This window comes from Enterobacter sp. Li2LvB3 (assembly GCF_056156645.1).
Map to the genome: position 1 here is coordinate 1 of NZ_JBSICG010000018.1, position 19,121 is coordinate 19,121.

Below are 19,121 nucleotides of genomic sequence, written 5' to 3' on the forward strand. Positions count from 1 at the left end.
CGCGCACAGAAGGTGACAGACTTCACGCGGCGGGTGTTGATGTCGCCTTCGTTAACTACGGTAGCGTTCAGGTGACGCGCCATATCAATTGCACGGGTCGCAATCAGATCAAAGCTCCATGGCACCGCGCCCAGAACAGGCAGTGGGCTGGCTTCCTGAAGTTTAGCCGCGTCAACTTTAACCACTTTCGCTTTGGAAGAGTCGTCGAAGATTTCGGACAGGTCAGGGCGAGTACGACCCTGCTCATCAACCGGTGCGTTCAGTTTGTTAACGATAACGCCGGTGATGTTGGTGTTTTTCGCGCCGCCGAAGCTGCTGCGAGTCAGTTCGATACGCTCTTTCAGCTGTTCCTGAGTATCAGTACCCTGGGACATCACAAAGACGATTTCAGCATTCAGCGTTTTCGCGATTTCAAAGTTCAGAGACTGGGCAAACTGATGCTTGCGCGTTGGCACCAGGCCTTCAACCAGTACCACTTCTGCATCTTGCGTGCTGGCGTGGTAGTTGGCGATGATCTCTTCCATCAACACGTCTTTCTGGTTGCTGGAAAGCAGAGATTCAACGTGGCTCATCTTCAGCGGTTCAGCTGCTGGCAGATTGGAGTTCTTGCGCACGATGGTGGTGGTCTGGTCAGGCGCATCGCCACCGGCACGTGGCTGGGCGATTGGCTTAAAGACGCTCAGACGAACGCCTTTGCGTTCCATAGCACGGATAACGCCAAGGCTGACGCTGGTCAGGCCGACGCTGGTTCCGGTAGGGATCAGCATAATAATACGGGACACGGTTTATCCTCTTTCGTTACCGCCGAAATTGGGCGGGCTACAAAACAGCACCGCCAGCTTAGCTGGCGGTGTGGAATCAGGCTGTCAGGCGGCTCGCGTCTTGCGCGATGACCAGCTCTTCGTTAGTTGGAATAACGATAGCAGGACGGGTGCCTTCTTTGTTGATGAAACCAGACTTACCGAAACGGGCAGCCAGGTTACGTTCGTGATCAACCTCGAAGCCCAGAACGCCCAGTTTACCCAAGGACAGTTCACGGACCATTGCGGCGTTTTCACCGATACCACCGGTGAAGATAACCGCGTCCAGACGACCTTCCATCAGTGCAGTATAAGAACCGATGTACTTAGCCAGACGGTGGCAGTAAACGTCCATTGCACGTTTAGCGTCTGCTTTATCTGTGTAGTTGTCTTCAACATAACGGCAGTCGCTGGTCACTTCGGTCAGACCCAGCAGGCCAGACTCTTTGGTCAGCATCTTGTTAATCTGATCAACGCTCATGCCCAGGGTGTCGTGCAGGTGGAAGATAATCGCCGGGTCGATATCACCGGAACGCGTACCCATCACCAGACCTTCCAGTGGGGTCAGGCCCATGGAGGTATCAACACATTTACCGTTGCGGATAGCAGAAACAGAACCGCCGTTGCCCAGGTGGCAGGTGATGATGTTCACTTCTTCAACCGGTTTGTTCAGCACTTTTGCCGCTTCCTGAGTGACATAGAAGTGGCTGGTGCCGTGCGCGCCGTAACGACGTACGCCGTGCTCTCTGTACAGGCTGTACGGCAGGGCATACAGGTAAGACTCTTCCGGCATAGTCTGATGGAACGCGGTATCGAATACGGCCACGTTTTTGTCTTTCAGATTCGGGAAGGATTTCAGTGCTTCAGCGATACCGATCAGGTGAGCTGGGTTGTGCAGCGGCGCGAAGGATGCAGAGTCTTTGATACCCTGGATCACAGATTCGTCGATCACCACGGAACTGGTGTATTTTTCGCCGCCGTGGACGATACGGTGACCAATCGCAGTCAGCTGAGCAGACAGTTCTGGTTTTTGTGCCAGAATAGTGTTAACGATAAAGTTCAGCGCTTCACTGTGAGCGGCGCCTGCACCTAAAGCCGCTTCTTGTTTGCTGCCGTCCATCTTCCACTTGATACGTGCTTCTGGCAGGTGGAAACATTCGGCCAAACCAGAGAGGTACTCGTCACCGTTGAGCGCATCGATGATGGCGAATTTCAGTGAGGAGCTACCGCAGTTCAGAACCAGTACTAACTTACTCGACATGGAAGTACCTATTATTGATACGTGGCTAAAAAAACGTCAGTGAGTCGTGAAGCGTAACGCAATCGGACCCAGACATTTATGATTAACATCATGCCGAACGAACATTCTGGCATGATGGAAGAAATACATATGATTTTATGCCATTTTGAACATTTTTCAGACAATGGCATAATATGCGATAATTTGACGAGTTAACGATTCTCGTCTAAGGCCCTATCAGGCTGGCACAGAATACCCGATACTGGGTAGCGATGACAAAATATTTTGAACGTTGTCATAGCTTGTTGTGGTTTTGCACGAAAATTTTAATTTTTATATGTGAAGTTGAGGTACAGCCATGTCGACACCTGAGATCCCCTCCGTGAGCTTTTTCAGTCTGTTTCGTCGGGGCCAGCATTACGCAAAGACGTGGCCCATGGAAAAGCGCCTTGCGCCAATGTTCGTTGAGAATCGCGTGATACGCGCCACGCGTTATGCGATTCGTTTTATGCCGCCTGTGGCTATCTTTACCCTGTGCTGGCAAATTGCACTGGGTGGCCAGCTTGGGCCGGCCGTTGCCACAGCGCTGTTTGCGCTGAGCCTGCCAATGCAGGGCCTGTGGTGGTTAGGCAAACGTTCGGTAACGCCGTTGCCACCAACAATTTTACACTGGTTTTATGAAGTTCGCGGAAAACTTGAAGAGGCAGGGCAGGCGTTAGCCCCGGTTGAAGGTAAACCGGATTATCAGGCGCTGGCCGATACCCTTAAGCGAGCATTTAAACAACTTGATAAAACATTCCTCGATGATTTGTGATTGATCATCGAAACGACTATTAAAAGAAGGCACAGTAACAAACAGTTACCGTGTCTTTTTTTTTTAAGTGCAATGCGCTACAGGAGTCGAAAGATGGAAATGACCCATGCTCAACGTCTGATTTTGTCTAACCAGTACAAGATGATGACTATGCTTGATCCCGACAACGCTGAGCGCTACAGCCGCTTGCAGACTATCGTTGAACGCGGGTTTGGTTTGCAGATGCGCGAACTGGATCGCGAGTTTGGCGAGCTTAAAGAAGAAACCTGCCGTACCGTTATCGATATCATGGAGATGTATCACGCACTGAACGTTTCCTGGACCAATCTCAAAGATCAGCAGTCCATCGATGAACGTCGCGTCACGTTCCTGGGTTTTGATGCTGCAACTGAAGCGCGTTATCTCAGCTATGTGCGCTTTATGGTGAACACAGAAGGGCGTTATACCCACTTTGATGCGGGCACACACGGTTTTAATGCGCAGACTCCAATGTGGGAAAAATACCAGCGTATGTTGAGCGTCTGGCACTCCTGCCCGCGCCAGTACCATTTAAGTAGCAACGAAATTCAACAAATCATTAATGCCTGACGGAGGTGCATGTGCAGTGTAAAGGTTTTCTGTTTGATCTGGACGGTACGCTGGTGGATTCGCTGCCGGTTGTGGAGCGCTCCTGGTGCCATTGGGCCGACAGGCATGGCATAGACCACCAGGAAGTATTGAATTTCATCCATGGCAAACAGGCCATTACCTCGTTGCGCCATTTCCTGGCGGGGAGCCCGGAGGAAGAGATTCAGGCGGAGTTCAAATATCTTGAGCAAATTGAAGCGACAGATACTGACGGGATCGTTGCACTTCCTGGTGCGCGTGAACTGCTTGAACATCTGAACGAAGCGCACATCCCGTGGGCTATCGTGACATCGGGTTCAATCCCTGTTGCACATGCGCGTCATAAAGCAGCAGGTTTACCTAAGCCTGAAGTGTTTATTACCGCAGAACGCGTTAAGCGCGGCAAACCAGAGCCTGATGCATTTTTACTGGGCGCTGAGTTACTGGGGCTTGCACCCGCAGAGTGTGTCGTGGTGGAAGATGCGGCGGCCGGTGTTCTGGCTGGTTTGAATGCCGGCAGCCACGTTATCGCGGTTAACGTACCGGCGGACTCTCCCCGGCTGGACGAAGCCGATTTTGTCCTCAGCTCTCTGACGGCGATAGCGGTCTCTAAGTCGCCTGACGGAGTTGTAACTGTCTCGTTGAAAATGTAATCCCATGATTTAGCCCCACTTTGTTGGGGCTTTTTTATGGCACTCTTTTCCTTTGATCCCTCTGACAAGGATATGTTGTGAACGGTGAACTGATTTGGGTCCTCAGCCTGCTTTTAATCGCCATCATTCTCTTTGCCACAGGCAAGGTGCGCATGGACGCCATCGCCTTGTTTGTCATTGTTGCCTTTGTACTGAGCGGCACGCTCACGCTGCCTGAAGCCTTCTCAGGGTTTAGTGACCCTAACGTCATTCTGATTGCGGCCCTGTTTATTATCGGTGATGGCCTGGTGCGCACCGGTGTGGCGACCATTATGGGGGCGTGGCTGGTCAAGGTTGCGGGTAACAGTGAAACCAAAATGCTGGTCTACCTGATGGTAACCGTTGCCGGGCTGGGCGCGTTTATGAGTTCAACCGGCGTGGTGGCCATTTTCATTCCGGTTGTCCTGAGTGTCTCCATGCGAATGCAGACCTCGCCGTCACGTCTGATGATGCCCCTGAGCTTTGCCGGGCTTATCAGCGGCATGATGACGCTGGTGGCCACGCCGCCAAACCTGGTGGTCAACAGTGAGTTAATCCGCGAAGGGTTGCAGGGGTTTAGCTTTTTTAGCGTCACCCCGCTTGGGCTGGTGATTCTGGTTCTGGGCGTTATCTATATGCTGTTAACCCGTTTTGCGCTAAAGGGCGAAAAACAGGATAAAGCGAAAGATGGCTGGAAGCGGCGCACCTTCCGCGATTTGATTAAAGAGTATCGCCTGACTGGCCGGGCCCGCCGCCTGGCGATCCGCCCGGGTTCGCCGATGGTTGGTCAGCGGCTTGATGACCTCAGGCTGCGCGAGCGTTACGGCGCGAACGTTATCGGTGTGGAGCGCTGGCGTCGCTTTCGTCGGGTTATTGTCAATGTTAACGGGGTATCAGAATTCCGTGCGCGCGATGTTTTGCTGATTGATATGTCCACGGCAGACGTCGATCTGCGCGAGTTTTGCAGCGAACAGCTGCTTGAGCCCATGGTTCTGCGCGGCGAGTATTTTTCGGATCAGGCGCTGGATGTGGGCATGGCAGAAGTCTCACTTATTCCTGAATCGGAACTGCTGGGCAAAACCGTCCGCGAAATTGGTTTTCGTACCCGCTACGGCCTGAATGTTGTTGGTCTGAAGCGTGACGGCGTGGCGCTTGAAGGCGCCGTGGTCGATGAACCTATTCTGCTGGGAGATATCTTCCTGGTCGTGGGCAACTGGAAGCTTATCAGCCAGCTGGGGCAAAAAGGCCGTGATTTTGTGGTGCTCAACATGCCCATTGAAGAGAGCGATGCCTCACCTGCTCACAGCCAGGCACCTCATGCGATTTTTTGCCTGGTGCTGATGGTTGCTCTGATGCTTACCGACGAGATCCCCAATCCGGTGGCGGCAATTATTGCTTGTTTGCTAATGGGTAAATTCCGTTGCATAGATGCGGAAAGCGCCTACAAAGCCGTTCACTGGCCGAGCATTATTCTTATCGTCGGGATGATGCCCTTTGCGCTGGCGCTGCAAAAAACCGGCGGTGTGGACTTGATTGTGAAAGGGTTGATGGACGTTGGCGGTGGCTACGGGCCTTATATGATGATGGTGTGCTTGTTTGTTATGTGTGCCGCGATTGGCTTGTTTATCTCAAACACCGCAACAGCCGTATTAATGGCGCCCATTGCCCTGGCGATGGCGAAATCAATGAGCGTCTCGCCTTATCCGTTTGCCATGATGGTGGCGATGGCGGCGTCGGCGGCCTTTATGACGCCTGTCTCTTCACCGGTTAACACGCTGGTGCTGGGGCCGGGTAACTATAAATTCAGTGATTTCGTGAAGATTGGGGTGCCATTTACGGTGCTGGTGATGGTGGTGTGCGTGGTGTTAATTCCGGTTTTATTCCCGTTTTAGCGCCAGCGCAGAAACATAGGCCGGGTAAGGTGAAGCCGCTACCCGGCAAAAAAATTACAACGGCGAATCCTGGCTAATCTCGTCCAGCGATAGATGGAAGCTCGGCACAAACACCTGCATAAAATAGTCCATCTCATCGCTGCGGCGGGACTCCAGCGTTTTCTCCAGACGCGTTTTTGCCAGTAAAAATTCGTTGTTTCCCGCTGACAACTCTTCCAGACACTTCAGATAGGCGCACAGCGCATCTGCCTGCTTCACCAGTGATTTCTCGTCTTCGGTGTAGCTATGCTCATCGATTAGCGGCTCGAAGATATCGCGTAACTCTTCCGGCACCATGTCGATCAGCTTCTGCTGAGCAATCTTCTCGATGGCCTTATATTCCTGGGCAATTTGCGAATTGAAATATTTCACCGGGGTGGGTAAATCCCCGGTCAGAACTTCTGACGCATCATGGTACATCGCCAGCAGGGCAATGCGTTCTGCGTTGACTTGTCCGTTAAATTTACGGTTTTTAATGGCTGCCAGCGCGTGGGCGACCATCGCGACCTGCAAACTGTGTTCTGACACATTCTCAGTGCGCACATTGCGCATCAGCGGCCAGCGGTTGATGAGCTTTAGGCGGGAGAGGTGGGCAAAGAAATGGCTCTGACTCATAGGTTACCTTTTGTCTTCACTGCGACAGGTTTCATTGTGCGGGGAGGGGAGGCAAGATGCAAATCAGGCTACCGAAGTAGCCTGATTTTTAAGATTACTGATGATAACCGGAGAGGAAACGCCCGAAGCGGCTGATGGCCATTTCCAGATCATCTTCGCGCGGCAGGGTAACGATACGCACGTGATCCGGCCACGGCCAGTTAAACGCAGTCCCCTGAACCAGCAGCACTTTCTCCTGAAGCAGGAAATCTAGCACCATTTTCTGATCGTCATGAATATTGAAGCGCTTAGCGTCAATTTTCGGGAACATATAAAGTGCGCCGTTTGGCTTCACGCAGGACACACCCGGAATATCGTTGATGAGTTCCCATGCACGGTTGCGCTGCTCATACAGACGCCCGCCAGGGACAATAAACTCGCTGATGCTCTGGTAACCGCCCAGCGCCGTCTGGATCGCGTGCTGCGCCGGGACGTTTGCGCACAAGCGCATAGACGCCAGCATTTCCAGCCCTTCGATATAACCTTTCGCGTGTTTTTTCGGGCCGTTCAGAACCATCCAGCCCTGACGGAAGCCCGCCACGCGGTAGGTTTTTGACAGGCCGTTGAAGGTGACGGTTAACAGGTCTGGGGCCAGCGCGGCGATAGAGTGGTGCTGCGCTGCGTCATACAGGATCTTGTCGTAGATTTCGTCAGCGAAAATGATCAGGTTGTGCTGGCGGGCGATCTCTACGATCTCCATCAACAGCTCTTTGGAGTACACCGCACCCGTTGGGTTGTTCGGGTTGATAATCACAATCCCGCGCGTACGTGGGGTGATTTTGGCGCGGATATCATCCAGATCCGGGAACCAGTCGGAGGATTCATCGCACAGGTAGTGCACCGCTTTACCGCTGGACAGCGACACGGCTGCCGTCCACAGTGGGTAATCCGGTGCCGGAACCAGCATTTCGTCACCGCTGTTCAACAGTGCCTGCATCGCCTGTACGATCAGTTCGGAAACGCCGTTACCGATATAGATATCTTCCACGGTCACATCACGCATCCCACGCGCCTGATAATGCTGCATGATGGCTTTACGTGCTGAGTAGAGTCCTTTGGAATCGCAGTAACCTTGCGCAGTAGGTAGGTTGCGGATCACATCAACCAGGATTTCATCCGGCGCTTCAAAACCAAATGGCGCGGGGTTACCAATGTTGAGCTTCAGAACCTTGTTGCCTTCTTCTTCGAGACGTTTTGCCTCTTTGAGAACCGGGCCGCGAATGTCATAACAGACGTTATCTAGTTTGCTGGATTTTTCGATAGGGGACATGAACCTTTAACCTTTTCGCTATTATTGCCACTCCCTGCCGTGGAAGTCAGCACGGAACAATGTACTCCCACCTCGCGTCGTTTTGAAGGGCGTACAGAAGAAGATTTTGCACAATGGGATAAATTCTTTGCAATCTATTACCCTATTCGTAAACGATTTGCCTGCACTAAAGTAACGTATTTAGTGTGGAATTAGGTTTATTGTGCTTTTTATGTATTGATTTGTTGCATTTTATGCTGGAATAAATAAAGCTCAGATCTGCAAGACGGGGAACTGCAGAGCAGTTTCCCTGCGTGACTTTTCGTAAAACCTGAGTTTTAAGGGGTGTTGCGCATTATATTGATTAACAGGGTTAAAAGTTGTCCATGTAAAATTAATGTTAAGTGTTATTAATGAATAACCTTAATCTAAATTAAAATTTATTTATTATTACCGATGAAAATGCAACTTTCGTTAATTTTAATAAAATTAGTTAAGTTGCTTACCAGCCCTGTTAAATCCTGAATATTGCAATAATACTTATAAATAAAGTGGATTTGGGTTAAGATGTCTTTCAGAAGAGTAGATGAGAGATACTCATGTATTGCCTATCTGAATCAACTTTTTTTATATAATTGATTGTTATTGTTAGAGTTATCTCTGGCGGGAATGTGTAAACTACATCCTGCTACGTTAACAGCGCTGCGATCAAGATGGCAGGTAATGTGCATTTCCTTTAATGGAATTTACATAAACCTGCAAACATCTAAATATCCTGAACGTTTTAGAGAATAAAAATAACGTCATGAAACGTGATTTCTGACTGTTGGTTCACAGCAGCACAATAACTATCTGTCAGGCAGTCTGCCGGGCCGGGATGCGAGGGAAATCCTTCAGAAGGAATTGTTTAACTGTTACACAGCTTCAACCCGGGCAGCTCCGCACGAGCAACCTGTAAGTGAATAGATATGATAAATGCAAATCGTCCGATAATGAATCTCGACCTCGATCTGCTGAGAACGTTTGTTGCGGTCGCCGATCTCAACACTTTTGCAGCAGCTGCTGCCGCAGTTTGCCGTACCCAGTCAGCCGTTAGCCAACAAATGCAAAGGCTGGAACAACTGGTCGGTAAAGAGCTTTTTGCACGCCATGGGCGTAATAAACTTTTAACTGAGCACGGTATTCAGCTTTTAGGTTATGCCAGGAAAATACTTCGCTTTAATGATGAAGCATGTATGTCATTAATGTTTAGCAACCTTCAGGGAGTGCTAACATTAGGCGCATCTGATGAATCCGCTGATACCATATTGCCTTTCCTTCTCAACCGTATTAGTTCGGTTTATCCGAAACTTGCGCTAGATGTTAGCGTAAAACGTAACGCCTTTATGGTGGATATGTTGAAGGAGAATGAAGTTGATTTGGTGGTGACTACACATCGTCCTGGGCAATTTGATTGTCTGACGTTACGGACCTCACCAACACATTGGTATTGCGCAGCCGAATATGTTCTGCAAAAAGGTGAGGCTATTCCGTTGGTCTTGCTCGATGAGCCGAGCCCGTTCCGCGATATGGTGATTTCAGCGCTGAATGAAGCCAATATCCCGTGGCGTCTGGCTTATGTGGCGTCGACCTTGCCAGCAGTGCGTGCCGCCGTGAAAGCGGGGCTTGGCGTAACGGCTCGTCCGGTAGAGATGATGAGCCCGGATCTGCGCGTATTGGGTAAAGCCGACGGTCTTCCGGTACTGCCGGATACGGAATACTTGCTCTGCCACAACGCGTCCAGCAATAACGAACTGGCGAAGGTCGTGTTTGAGGCCATGGAAAACTACCATAACCCCTGGCAATATGAGCATGTTACTCCCGAAGGGGGGGGCGACTCCCTGGTGGTTCAAGGGGATTTGAGTGATCAATAGCTCAAATTTCTGGTAACAAAATGTAAGTGTAAAAAAGAGCCACTCGCGTGATTTTCTCACGGAGTGGTTTTTTTTTGATAAAAATAACCTTCGTCAAAATAAGGGTTATGAAAATAAATATTAATTATCATTAAGTTAGTGTGATTGGTTTAAAATTTAAACAATTTCTGTTCTCAGTTCCTTTCTGGGGTGTTCATGTTAAAAAAACGGGAAATATGTTGCCGTTTTTTTGATTGAATTAACAAAAGCGTGTCTCAGATCAAGAAAATACTCCTATTTGGGGGGAGGAATCGTTGGCAAATCCTGTCAAAATAGGAGGGTTATTTTTTTTACTTCCAAAACGGACACGATTCAACAACATGCTGTTGACGTAAAGTCAGGCACCCACCAGGGTTAAATGGCATGAAATGTTAATGGGAATCGTTCGATGTAATTTAATGTGAAGAAACCTTTGTTAAAGTTGACAAAAGGTTATAGAAAGGAGTAAAAAACCACATCATTTTGCTGTCTACGCCTCATTTCCGACAGTTAGTGTAAGGTTATTTGTTCCTCCCCATGAATCGATGTGATGCCCATCTGCCAGCAAGAGCAGTGTCGTCGGTATCACTTTTGATGAGTAAGCAATGAGTATGTCAACATCCACAGAAGTCATCGCTCATCACTGGGCATTCGCAATCTTTCTTATTGTAGCCATTGGCCTGTGCTGCCTGATGTTAGTCGGCGGCTGGTTCCTGGGCGGTCGCGCCCGCGCAAGGCACAAAAACACACCTTTCGAATCAGGCATTGATTCAGTAGGTTCCGCTCGCTTACGCCTGTCTGCCAAGTTCTACCTGGTAGCCATGTTCTTCGTCATCTTCGACGTTGAAGCGCTTTACCTTTTCGCATGGTCTACCTCCATCCGCGAAAGTGGTTGGGTGGGCTTTGTCGAGGCCGCAATTTTCATTTTAGTGCTACTGGCCGGTCTGGTTTATCTGGTGCGTATCGGCGCGCTGGACTGGACGCCTGTGCGTTCACGTCGTGAACACATCAACCCGGAAAACAGTATCTCTAATCGTCAGCAGTAACAGCGAGGCAATAAGATGGATTATACGCTCACCCGCATAGATCCTAACGGTGAGAATGACCGTTACCCCCTGCAAAAACAGGAGATCGTAACCGACCCCCTGGAGCAAGAAGTCAATAAAAGCGTGTACATGGGCAAGCTCGAGCACGCCATGCACGATATGGTCAACTGGGGTCGTAAGAACTCCATCTGGCCATACAACTTTGGCCTTTCTTGCTGCTACGTTGAAATGGTGACGTCATTCACTGCGGTGCATGACGTTGCGCGTTTTGGGGCAGAGGTACTGCGTGCTTCCCCACGTCAGGCCGACCTGATGGTGGTAGCCGGTACATGCTTTACCAAAATGGCACCTGTCATTCAGCGTCTTTATGACCAGATGCTGGAGCCAAAATGGGTTATCTCCATGGGCGCATGTGCAAACTCAGGCGGTATGTACGACATTTATTCCGTTGTGCAGGGCGTTGATAAGTTCATTCCCGTGGATGTGTACATCCCAGGTTGTCCGCCACGTCCGGAAGCTTACATGCAGGCTCTGATGCTGTTGCAGGAGTCCATCGGTAAAGAACGCCGTCCGCTCTCCTGGGTCGTAGGCGATCAGGGTGTGTATCGCGCCAACATGCAGTCTGAGCGCGAGCGTAAACGCGGTGAACGTATTGCCGTCACCAATCTGCGTACGCCTGACGAAATTTAATTTGCGCCTGTAGGCCTGGAGAACACCTTCGCATATCACTACTCAAATAGCGCGAAGCCAGGCTTGACAGTCACCACGGACCATTTGCAATGGTGAACAATATGACCGACTTAACCGCGCAAGAAGCCGCATGGCAAACCCGGGATCATCTGGATGACCCGGTCATTGGCGAGCTGCGCAACCGTTTTGGGCCGGATGCCTTTACTGTTCAGGCCACCCGCACCGGGGTACCCGTTGTTTGGGTGAAGCGTGAACAATTACTGGAAGTCGTCGATTTCCTCAAGAAATTGCCAAAACCATACGTCATGCTGTTTGACTTACACGGCATGGATGAACGTCTGCGTACCCACCGCCAGGGCCTCCCTGCTGCGGATTTTTCCGTTTTCTACCACCTGATCTCAATAGACCGCAACACGGATATCATGCTCAAGGTGGCATTGTCTGAAAACGACATGCATCTGCCAACGATCACCAAACTTTTCCCGAACGCCAACTGGTATGAGCGTGAAACCTGGGAAATGTTCGGTATGACCTTTGACGGCCACCCACATCTGACGCGCATCATGATGCCGCAGACCTGGACAGGCCACCCGCTGCGTAAAGACTACCCGGCGCGTGCCACTGAATTCGACCCGTTTGAGCTGACCAAAGCCAAGCAGGATCTGGAGATGGAAGCGCTGACCTTCAAGCCGGAAGACTGGGGCATGAAGCGTGGTACCGAAAACGAGGACTTCATGTTCCTTAACCTCGGTCCAAACCACCCGTCTGCGCACGGTGCATTCCGTATTATTCTTCAGCTCGATGGTGAAGAGATTGTCGACTGCGTACCGGATATCGGCTACCACCACCGTGGTGCTGAGAAGATGGGCGAGCGTCAGTCCTGGCACAGCTACATTCCGTATACTGACCGTATCGAATATCTCGGCGGCTGCGTAAACGAAATGCCATACGTGCTGGCCGTTGAGAAACTGGCAGGTATCACTACGCCAGATCGCGTTAACGTGATTCGCGTGATGCTCTCAGAACTGTTCCGTATTAACAGCCACCTGCTGTACATCTCCACGTTCATTCAGGACGTTGGCGCGATGACCCCGGTCTTCTTCGCCTTTACTGACCGTCAGAAAATTTACGATTTGGTAGAAGCGATTACCGGTTTCCGTATGCACCCGGCCTGGTTCCGTATCGGCGGTGTGGCACACGATCTGCCGCGCGGATGGGACCGTCTGCTGCGTGAATTCCTCGACTGGATGCCAAAACGTCTGGCTTCTTACGAGAAAGCCGCGCTGCGTAACACCATCCTGAAAGGCCGTTCCCAGGGCGTTGCCGCTTACGGTGCGAAAGAAGCGCTGGAGTGGGGTACAACAGGGGCAGGTCTGCGTGCGACCGGTATTGATTTCGACGTGCGTAAAGCCCGTCCTTACTCTGGTTACGAGAACTTCGACTTTGAAGTCCCGGTTGGCGGCGGCGTTTCCGACTGCTACACCCGTGTGATGCTGAAAGTTGAAGAGCTGCGCCAGAGTCTGCGCATCCTTGAGCAGTGCCTCAACAACATGCCGGAAGGCCCGTTCAAAGCGGATCACCCGCTGACGACGCCGCCACCGAAAGAGCGCACGCTGCAACATATCGAAACCCTTATCACGCACTTCCTGCAAGTGTCCTGGGGCCCGGTCATGCCGGCGCAGGAATCCTTCCAGATGATCGAAGCGACCAAGGGTATCAACAGTTACTACCTGACCAGCGACGGCAGCACCATGAGCTACCGTACCCGTGTGCGTACGCCAAGCTTCGCGCACTTGCAGCAGATCCCGGCCGCTATCCGCGGCAGTCTGGTCTCTGACCTGATTGTGTATCTGGGTAGTATCGATTTTGTTATGTCAGATGTGGACCGCTAATTATGCACGAAAATCAACAACCACAGACCGAGGCTTTTGAGCTGAGTGAAGCAGAACGTGCCGCCATTGAGCACGAGATGCACCACTACGAAGACCCGCGTGCGGCGTCCATTGAAGCGCTGAAAATCGTACAGAAACAGCGTGGTTGGGTGCCGGATGGGGCGATCTATGAGATCGCAAAAGTGCTGGGTATTCCGGCAAGTGACGTAGAAGGTGTGGCAACGTTCTATAGCCAGATCTTCCGCCAGCCGGTTGGCCGCCACGTGATCCGCTACTGTGACAGCGTGGTTTGTCACATTACGGGTTATCAGGGCATTCAGGCTGCTATTGAGAAGAAACTCGATATCAAACCGGGCCAGACCACGTTCGACGGTCGTTTTACCCTGCTGCCAACCTGCTGCCTGGGTAACTGCGACAAGGGGCCGACCATGATGATTGATGAGGACACTCACAGCCATCTGACGCCGGAAGCCATTCCTGACCTTCTGGAGCAGTACAAATGAAAACTGTAATTCGTACTGCTGAGACTCATCCGCTGACCTGGCGTCTGCGCGATGACAAACAGCCGGTATGGCTTGAAGAATACGAAAGCAAAAACGGCTATGCCGGTGCGCGTAAAGCCCTGGGTGGCATGGCACCGGACGACATCGTTAATGTGGTGAAAGACGCTGGCCTGAAAGGGCGCGGCGGTGCGGGCTTCTCCACCGGTCTGAAGTGGAGTCTGATGCCGAAAGACGAGTCCATGAACATCCGTTACCTGCTGTGTAACGCCGATGAAATGGAGCCGGGCACCTATAAAGACCGCCTGCTGATGGAACAGCTGCCGCACCTGCTGGTGGAAGGCATGTTGATCTCCGCGTTCGCGCTGAAAGCGTACCGTGGCTACATCTTCCTGCGCGGTGAGTACATCGAAGCGGCAGAAAACCTGCGTCGCGCGATTGCCGAAGCGACCGAAGCGGGTCTGCTGGGTAAAAACATTCTGGGCACCGGTTTTGACTTCGAACTGTTCGTGCACACCGGTGCAGGGCGTTACATCTGCGGTGAAGAAACCGCGCTGATTAACTCCCTTGAAGGCCGTCGTGCGAACCCGCGTTCCAAGCCACCGTTCCCGGCGAGCTCTGGCGTATGGGGTAAACCGACCTGCGTAAACAACGTCGAAACCCTGTGTAACGTCCCGGCAATCCTCGCCAATGGCGTGGAGTGGTATCAGGGCATCTCTTCAAGTAAGGATGCAGGTACCAAGCTGATGGGCTTCTCTGGCCGCGTGAAGAACCCGGGTGTCTGGGAGCTGCCATTTGGCACGACCGCGCGCGAAATTCTTGAAGACTATGCAGGCGGGATGCGTGACGGGCTGAAATTCAAAGCCTGGCAGCCAGGCGGGGCAGGGACAGATTTCCTGACCGAGGCCCACCTTGATCTGCCAATGGAATTCGAAAGCATTGGTAAAGCAGGCAGCCGTCTGGGTACGGCGCTGGCGATGGCTGTCGACCACGAGATCGGCATGGTGTCGCTGGTACGTAACCTGGAAGAGTTCTTCGCCCGTGAGTCCTGCGGCTGGTGTACACCGTGCCGTGATGGTCTGCCGTGGAGCGTGAAGATCCTGCGTGCTATTGAACGTGGCGAAGGCCAGCCGGGCGATATCGAGACACTTGAGCAACTGTGTCGATTCCTGGGCCCAGGTAAAACCTTCTGTGCCCACGCACCGGGTGCTGTAGAGCCATTGCAGAGCGCGATTAAATATTTCCGCGACGAATTCGAAGCAGGCATCAAGCAGCCGTTCAGCAATACCCATTCAATTAATGGTATTCAGCCGAACCTGCTGAAAGCGCGCTGGTAAAGACAGAATTTTGATTAACGCTCAGAGCTAATCTGAGCCAACTGGAAGCATGCTAATGGCTACGATTCATGTAGACGGCAAAGAATACGAGGTCAACGGGGCGGACAACCTGCTAGAAGCTTGTCTGTCGCTCGGCCTTGATATTCCGTACTTTTGCTGGCATCCGGCGCTGGGCAGCGTCGGTGCTTGCCGCCAGTGTGCGGTGAAGCAATATCAAAACGCGGAAGACACGCGTGGTCGCCTGGTGATGTCCTGTATGACGCCAGCTACCGAAGGCACCTTTATTTCGATTGACGATGAAGAAGCCAAACAGTTCCGCGAAAGCGTTGTGGAATGGTTGATGACCAACCACCCGCACGATTGTCCGGTCTGTGAAGAGGGCGGTAACTGCCACCTTCAGGATATGACCGTTATGACCGGTCACAGCTTCCGTCGCTATCGCTTTACCAAACGTACCCACCGCAATCAGGATCTGGGGCCGTTCATCTCTCACGAAATGAACCGCTGCATCGCCTGCTACCGCTGTGTGCGTTACTACAAAGACTATGCAGACGGTCAGGATCTGGGCGTATATGGCGCACATGACAACGTCTACTTCGGTCGTCCGGAAGACGGTACGCTGGAAAGCGAATTCTCCGGTAACCTGGTAGAAATCTGCCCGACCGGCGTATTCACGGACAAAACCCACTCCGAGCGCTACAACCGTAAATGGGACATGCAGTTTGCACCAAGCATCTGCCAGCAGTGCTCCCTTGGTTGTAACACCAGCCCGGGTGAACGTTACGGCGAACTGCGTCGTATCGAAAACCGCTATAACGGTACCGTTAACCACTACTTCCTGTGCGACCGTGGTCGTTTCGGTTATGGCTATGTGAACCTGAAAGACCGTCCGCGTCAGCCGGTTCAGCGCCGTGGCGATGACCTGATCACCCTGAACGCTGAACAAGCGATGCAGGGCGCGGCAGATATTCTGCGCCAGTCGAAGAAAGTGATCGGTATCGGCTCCCCACGTGCCAGCGTCGAAAGTAACTTCGCGCTGCGTGAACTGGTTGGAGCTGAAAACTTCTACACCGGTATCGCCCAGGGCGAGCAGGAACGTCTGCAACTGGTGCTGAAAGTGCTGCGCGAAGGCGGTATTCATACTCCTGCGCTGCGCGAAATCGAATCCTATGATGCAGTTCTGGTGTTAGGTGAAGACCTGACTCAGACCGGCGCTCGCGCGGCTCTGGCGGTTCGCCAGGCGGTGAAAGGTAAAGCACGCGAAATGGCGGCAGCCCAGAAAGTGGCTGACTGGCAGATTGCGGCAATCCTGAATATCGGCCAGCGCGCCAAGCATCCTCTGTTTGTTACCAGCATTGATGATACCCGTCTGGATGATATCGCAGCGTGGACCTACCGCGCGCCGGTTGAAGACCAGGCCCGTCTCGGCTTTGCCATTGCACACGCGCTGGACAGCAACTCTCCGGCAGTTGAACTGGATCGCGACCTGCAAAACAAGGTTGACGTGATTGTTCAGGCGCTGGCGGGTGCGAAGAAACCGCTGATTATTTCCGGTACTAATGCCGGTAGCGTTGAGATCGTTCAGGCTGCAGCAAACGTTGCCAAAGCCCTGAAAGGCCGCGGTTCAGACGTTGGCGTGACCATGATTGCCCGTGCGGTGAACAGCATTGGCCTGGGTATGATTGGCGGCGGTTCTCTGGACGCAGCGTTAAGCGAACTGGAAACCGGTGCTGCTGACGCGGTTATCGTGCTTGAGAACGACCTGCATCGTCATGCCTCTGCGGCACGCGTTGACGCTGCGCTTGCAAAAGCACCGCTGGTGATGGTGATTGACCATCAGCGCACCGCGATTATGGATAAAGCGCACCTGGTGCTCTCTGCGGCAAGCTTCGCAGAAAGCGACGGTACGGTGATTAACAACGAAGGCCGCGCACAGCGCTTCTTCCAGGTTTATGACCCGGCGTACTACGACAGCAACACCATTATGCTGGAAAGCTGGCGCTGGCTGCACTCCCTGGACAGCACCGTGCAGAGCCGTGAAGTGGACTGGACGCAGCTTGACCACGTTATCGACGCGGTTGTGGAAAAGCTGCCTCAGCTGGCGGGCATCAAAGATGCTGCACCTGACGCAAGCTTCCGTATTCGCGGCCAGAAACTGGCGCGTGAACCACACCGTTACAGCGGTCGTACCGCAATGCGTGCCAACATCAGCGTGCATGAACCTCGTCAGCCGCAGGACAAAGACACGATGTTCGCCTTCTCTATGGAAGGGAACAACCAGCCGTCTGCGCCGCGCTCTCAGGTTCCGTTCGCATGGGCACCGGGCTGGAACTCCCCACAGGCATGGAACAAGTTCCAGGCAGAAGTGGGTGGCTCCCTGCGTCACGGCGATCCGGGTGTGCGTCTGATTGAAGCCTCCGAAAGCGGTCTGGATTTCTTCAGCGCCGTACCGGCAAGCTTCCAGGCTCAGGAAGGTAACTGGCGTATTGCGCCGTACTACCATCTGTTTGGTAGCGACGAAATGTCCCAGCGTTCTCCTGTATTCCAGCAACGTATGCCGCAGCCTTACATCAAGCTCAACCCGGCAGACGCCGCGAAGCTTGGCGTGAATGCGGGCGCGAACATTGCCTTTAGCTACGATGGCCAGACAATCAGCCTGCCGCTGATTATCTCCGAAGGTCTGACAGCAGGGCAGGTGGGTCTGCCAATGGGGATGCCTGGCATCGCTCCGGTACTGGCGGGCGCGCGTCTTGATAACTTGCAGGAGGCAAAAGCATGAGTTGGTTAACGCCGGACCTTATCGACATCCTGCTGAGCATTCTGAAAGCGGTTGTGATTCTGCTGGTGGTGGTCACCTGCGGTGCATTCATGAGCTTTGGTGAACGTCGTCTGCTCGGTCTGTTCCAGAACCGTTACGGACCGAACCGCGTGGGCTGGGGTGGTTCACTCCAGCTGGTCGCGGACATGATCAAGATGTTCTTTAAAGAGGACTGGATCCCGCGCTTCTCGGATCGCGTGATCTTTACTCTGGCACCGATGATCGCCTTTACCTCGCTGCTGCTGGCGTTTGCTATCGTTCCTGTCAGCCCGACCTGGGTTGTGGCTGACCTGAACATCGGCATTCTGTTCTTCCTGATGATGGCAGGTCTCGCGGTTTACGCGGTGCTGTTCGCAGGCTGGTCCAGTAACAACAAATACTCCCTGCTGGGTGCAATGCGTGCTTCTGCGCAGACGCTGAGCTACGAAGTATTTCTGGGTCTTTCCCTGATGGGCGTGGTGGCGCAGGCCGGTTCATTCAACATGACCGACATCGTCAACAACCAGGCCGACATCTGGAACGTTATCCCGCAGTTCTTTGGTTTTGTTACCTTTGCTATCGCGGGCGTGGCAGTGTGTCACCGTCACCCGTTTGACCAGCCAGAAGCCGAACAGGAACTGGCCGACGGTTACCACATTGAATATTCCGGTATGAAATTCGGTCTGTTCTTCGTGGGCGAGTACATCGGTATTGTCACCATTTCCGCGTTGATGGTAACGCTGTTCTTTGGTGGCTGGCATGGCCCGTTCTTACCGCCGTTCATCTGGTTCGCGTTGAAAACCGCGTTCTTCATGATGATGTTCATTTTGATTCGTGCGTCCTTACCGCGTCCTCGTTATGACCAGGTAATGTCCTTCGGCTGGAAAGTGTGCCTGCCGCTGACGCTCGTCAACTTGTTGGTAACGGCAGCTGTCATTCTCTGGCAGCAGCCATAAGGGGCTT

16 protein-coding genes are annotated in these 19,121 nt (G+C 52.5%); 12 read left to right on the top strand and 4 right to left on the bottom strand.

Annotation, left to right across the window (positions count from 1 at the left end; translation table 11 throughout):
- Together ACS603_RS15315 and ackA are read right to left on the bottom strand one after the other, a co-directional pair.
- Window positions 1–782: AAA family ATPase (locus tag ACS603_RS15315; protein WP_474944527.1), on the bottom strand; the 782-nt coding region annotated here is incomplete at its 3' end.
- 76 nt (window positions 783–858) lie between these two features.
- Complete coding sequence (ackA, locus tag ACS603_RS15320; RefSeq protein WP_182061869.1) at window positions 859–2,061, bottom strand: acetate kinase; 1,203 nt, start codon at window positions 2,059–2,061, stop codon at window positions 859–861.
- Window positions 2,062–2,398: 337 nt separating this feature from the next.
- On the opposite strand from ackA, the gene yfbV reads away from it, so the two are divergent.
- The 4 genes from yfbV (at window position 2,399) to ACS603_RS15340 (ending at window position 6,023) form a co-directional block, all read left to right on the top strand.
- Window positions 2,399–2,854 carry a terminus macrodomain insulation protein YfbV gene (gene yfbV / locus ACS603_RS15325; protein WP_014071115.1) on the top strand — a complete coding sequence of 152 codons (456 nt, stop codon included), beginning with the start codon at window positions 2,399–2,401 and terminating at the stop codon, window positions 2,852–2,854.
- Between the two features lie 93 nt (window positions 2,855–2,947).
- A complete protein-coding gene (locus ACS603_RS15330; RefSeq protein WP_182061868.1) occupies window positions 2,948–3,442 on the top strand; it encodes a YfbU family protein in 495 nt (164 codons plus the stop codon).
- Between the two features lie 11 nt (window positions 3,443–3,453).
- Entirely contained in the window at window positions 3,454–4,113 is a 660-nt protein-coding gene (locus ACS603_RS15335; protein ID WP_315686272.1) for a sugar phosphatase, read from the top strand.
- 77 nt (window positions 4,114–4,190) lie between these two features.
- Window positions 4,191–6,023 (top strand): SLC13 family permease, encoded by a 1,833-nt coding sequence (locus tag ACS603_RS15340; protein ID WP_474944528.1) that lies wholly within the window; start codon window positions 4,191–4,193, stop codon window positions 6,021–6,023.
- Between the two features lie 54 nt (window positions 6,024–6,077).
- Here the strand turns inward: ACS603_RS15340 and yfbR are convergent, their stop codons facing one another.
- Window positions 6,078–6,677 (bottom strand): 5'-deoxynucleotidase, encoded by a 600-nt coding sequence (yfbR, locus tag ACS603_RS15345; protein WP_182061865.1) that lies wholly within the window; start codon window positions 6,675–6,677, stop codon window positions 6,078–6,080.
- Between the two features lie 94 nt (window positions 6,678–6,771).
- Entirely contained in the window at window positions 6,772–7,986 is a 1,215-nt protein-coding gene (gene alaA, locus ACS603_RS15350; protein ID WP_003861471.1) for an alanine transaminase AlaA, read from the bottom strand.
- A gap of 947 nt (window positions 7,987–8,933) precedes the next feature.
- Here alaA and lrhA point away from each other — a divergent pair.
- The 8 genes from lrhA (at window position 8,934) to nuoH (ending at window position 19,114) form a co-directional block, all read left to right on the top strand.
- The gene (gene lrhA, locus ACS603_RS15355) at window positions 8,934–9,878 is read left to right on the top strand and encodes a transcriptional regulator LrhA (RefSeq protein WP_182061864.1); all 945 of its coding nucleotides are present in this window, start codon (window positions 8,934–8,936) and stop codon (window positions 9,876–9,878) included.
- Window positions 9,879–10,501: 623 nt separating this feature from the next.
- On the top strand, window positions 10,502–10,942 hold the full coding sequence (gene nuoA, locus ACS603_RS15360) for an NADH-quinone oxidoreductase subunit NuoA (RefSeq protein ID WP_014071109.1): 441 nt from the start codon (window positions 10,502–10,504) through the stop codon (window positions 10,940–10,942).
- Window positions 10,943–10,957: 15 nt separating this feature from the next.
- Complete coding sequence (nuoB, locus tag ACS603_RS15365) at window positions 10,958–11,632, top strand: NADH-quinone oxidoreductase subunit NuoB (protein WP_003861482.1); 675 nt, start codon at window positions 10,958–10,960, stop codon at window positions 11,630–11,632.
- A gap of 89 nt (window positions 11,633–11,721) precedes the next feature.
- Window positions 11,722–13,524, top strand: a complete 1,803-nt coding sequence (gene nuoC, locus ACS603_RS15370) for an NADH-quinone oxidoreductase subunit C/D (protein WP_014071108.1) — start codon at window positions 11,722–11,724, stop codon at window positions 13,522–13,524.
- A gap of 2 nt (window positions 13,525–13,526) precedes the next feature.
- Entirely contained in the window at window positions 13,527–14,027 is a 501-nt protein-coding gene (gene nuoE, locus ACS603_RS15375; protein ID WP_014071107.1) for an NADH-quinone oxidoreductase subunit NuoE, read from the top strand.
- On the top strand, window positions 14,024–15,361 hold the full coding sequence (gene nuoF, locus ACS603_RS15380; RefSeq protein WP_182061862.1) for an NADH-quinone oxidoreductase subunit NuoF: 1,338 nt from the start codon (window positions 14,024–14,026) through the stop codon (window positions 15,359–15,361). Before nuoE ends, nuoF begins: the two co-directional genes overlap by 4 nt.
- A gap of 55 nt (window positions 15,362–15,416) precedes the next feature.
- Window positions 15,417–18,140, top strand: coding sequence for an NADH-quinone oxidoreductase subunit NuoG (gene nuoG, locus ACS603_RS15385; protein WP_182061861.1), 2,724 nt, complete (start codon window positions 15,417–15,419; stop codon window positions 18,138–18,140).
- Entirely contained in the window at window positions 18,137–19,114 is a 978-nt protein-coding gene (gene nuoH / locus ACS603_RS15390) for an NADH-quinone oxidoreductase subunit NuoH (protein WP_006176509.1), read from the top strand. The genes nuoG and nuoH overlap by 4 nt, the downstream gene beginning before the upstream one ends.
- The last annotated feature ends 7 nt before the right edge of the window (window positions 19,115–19,121 follow it).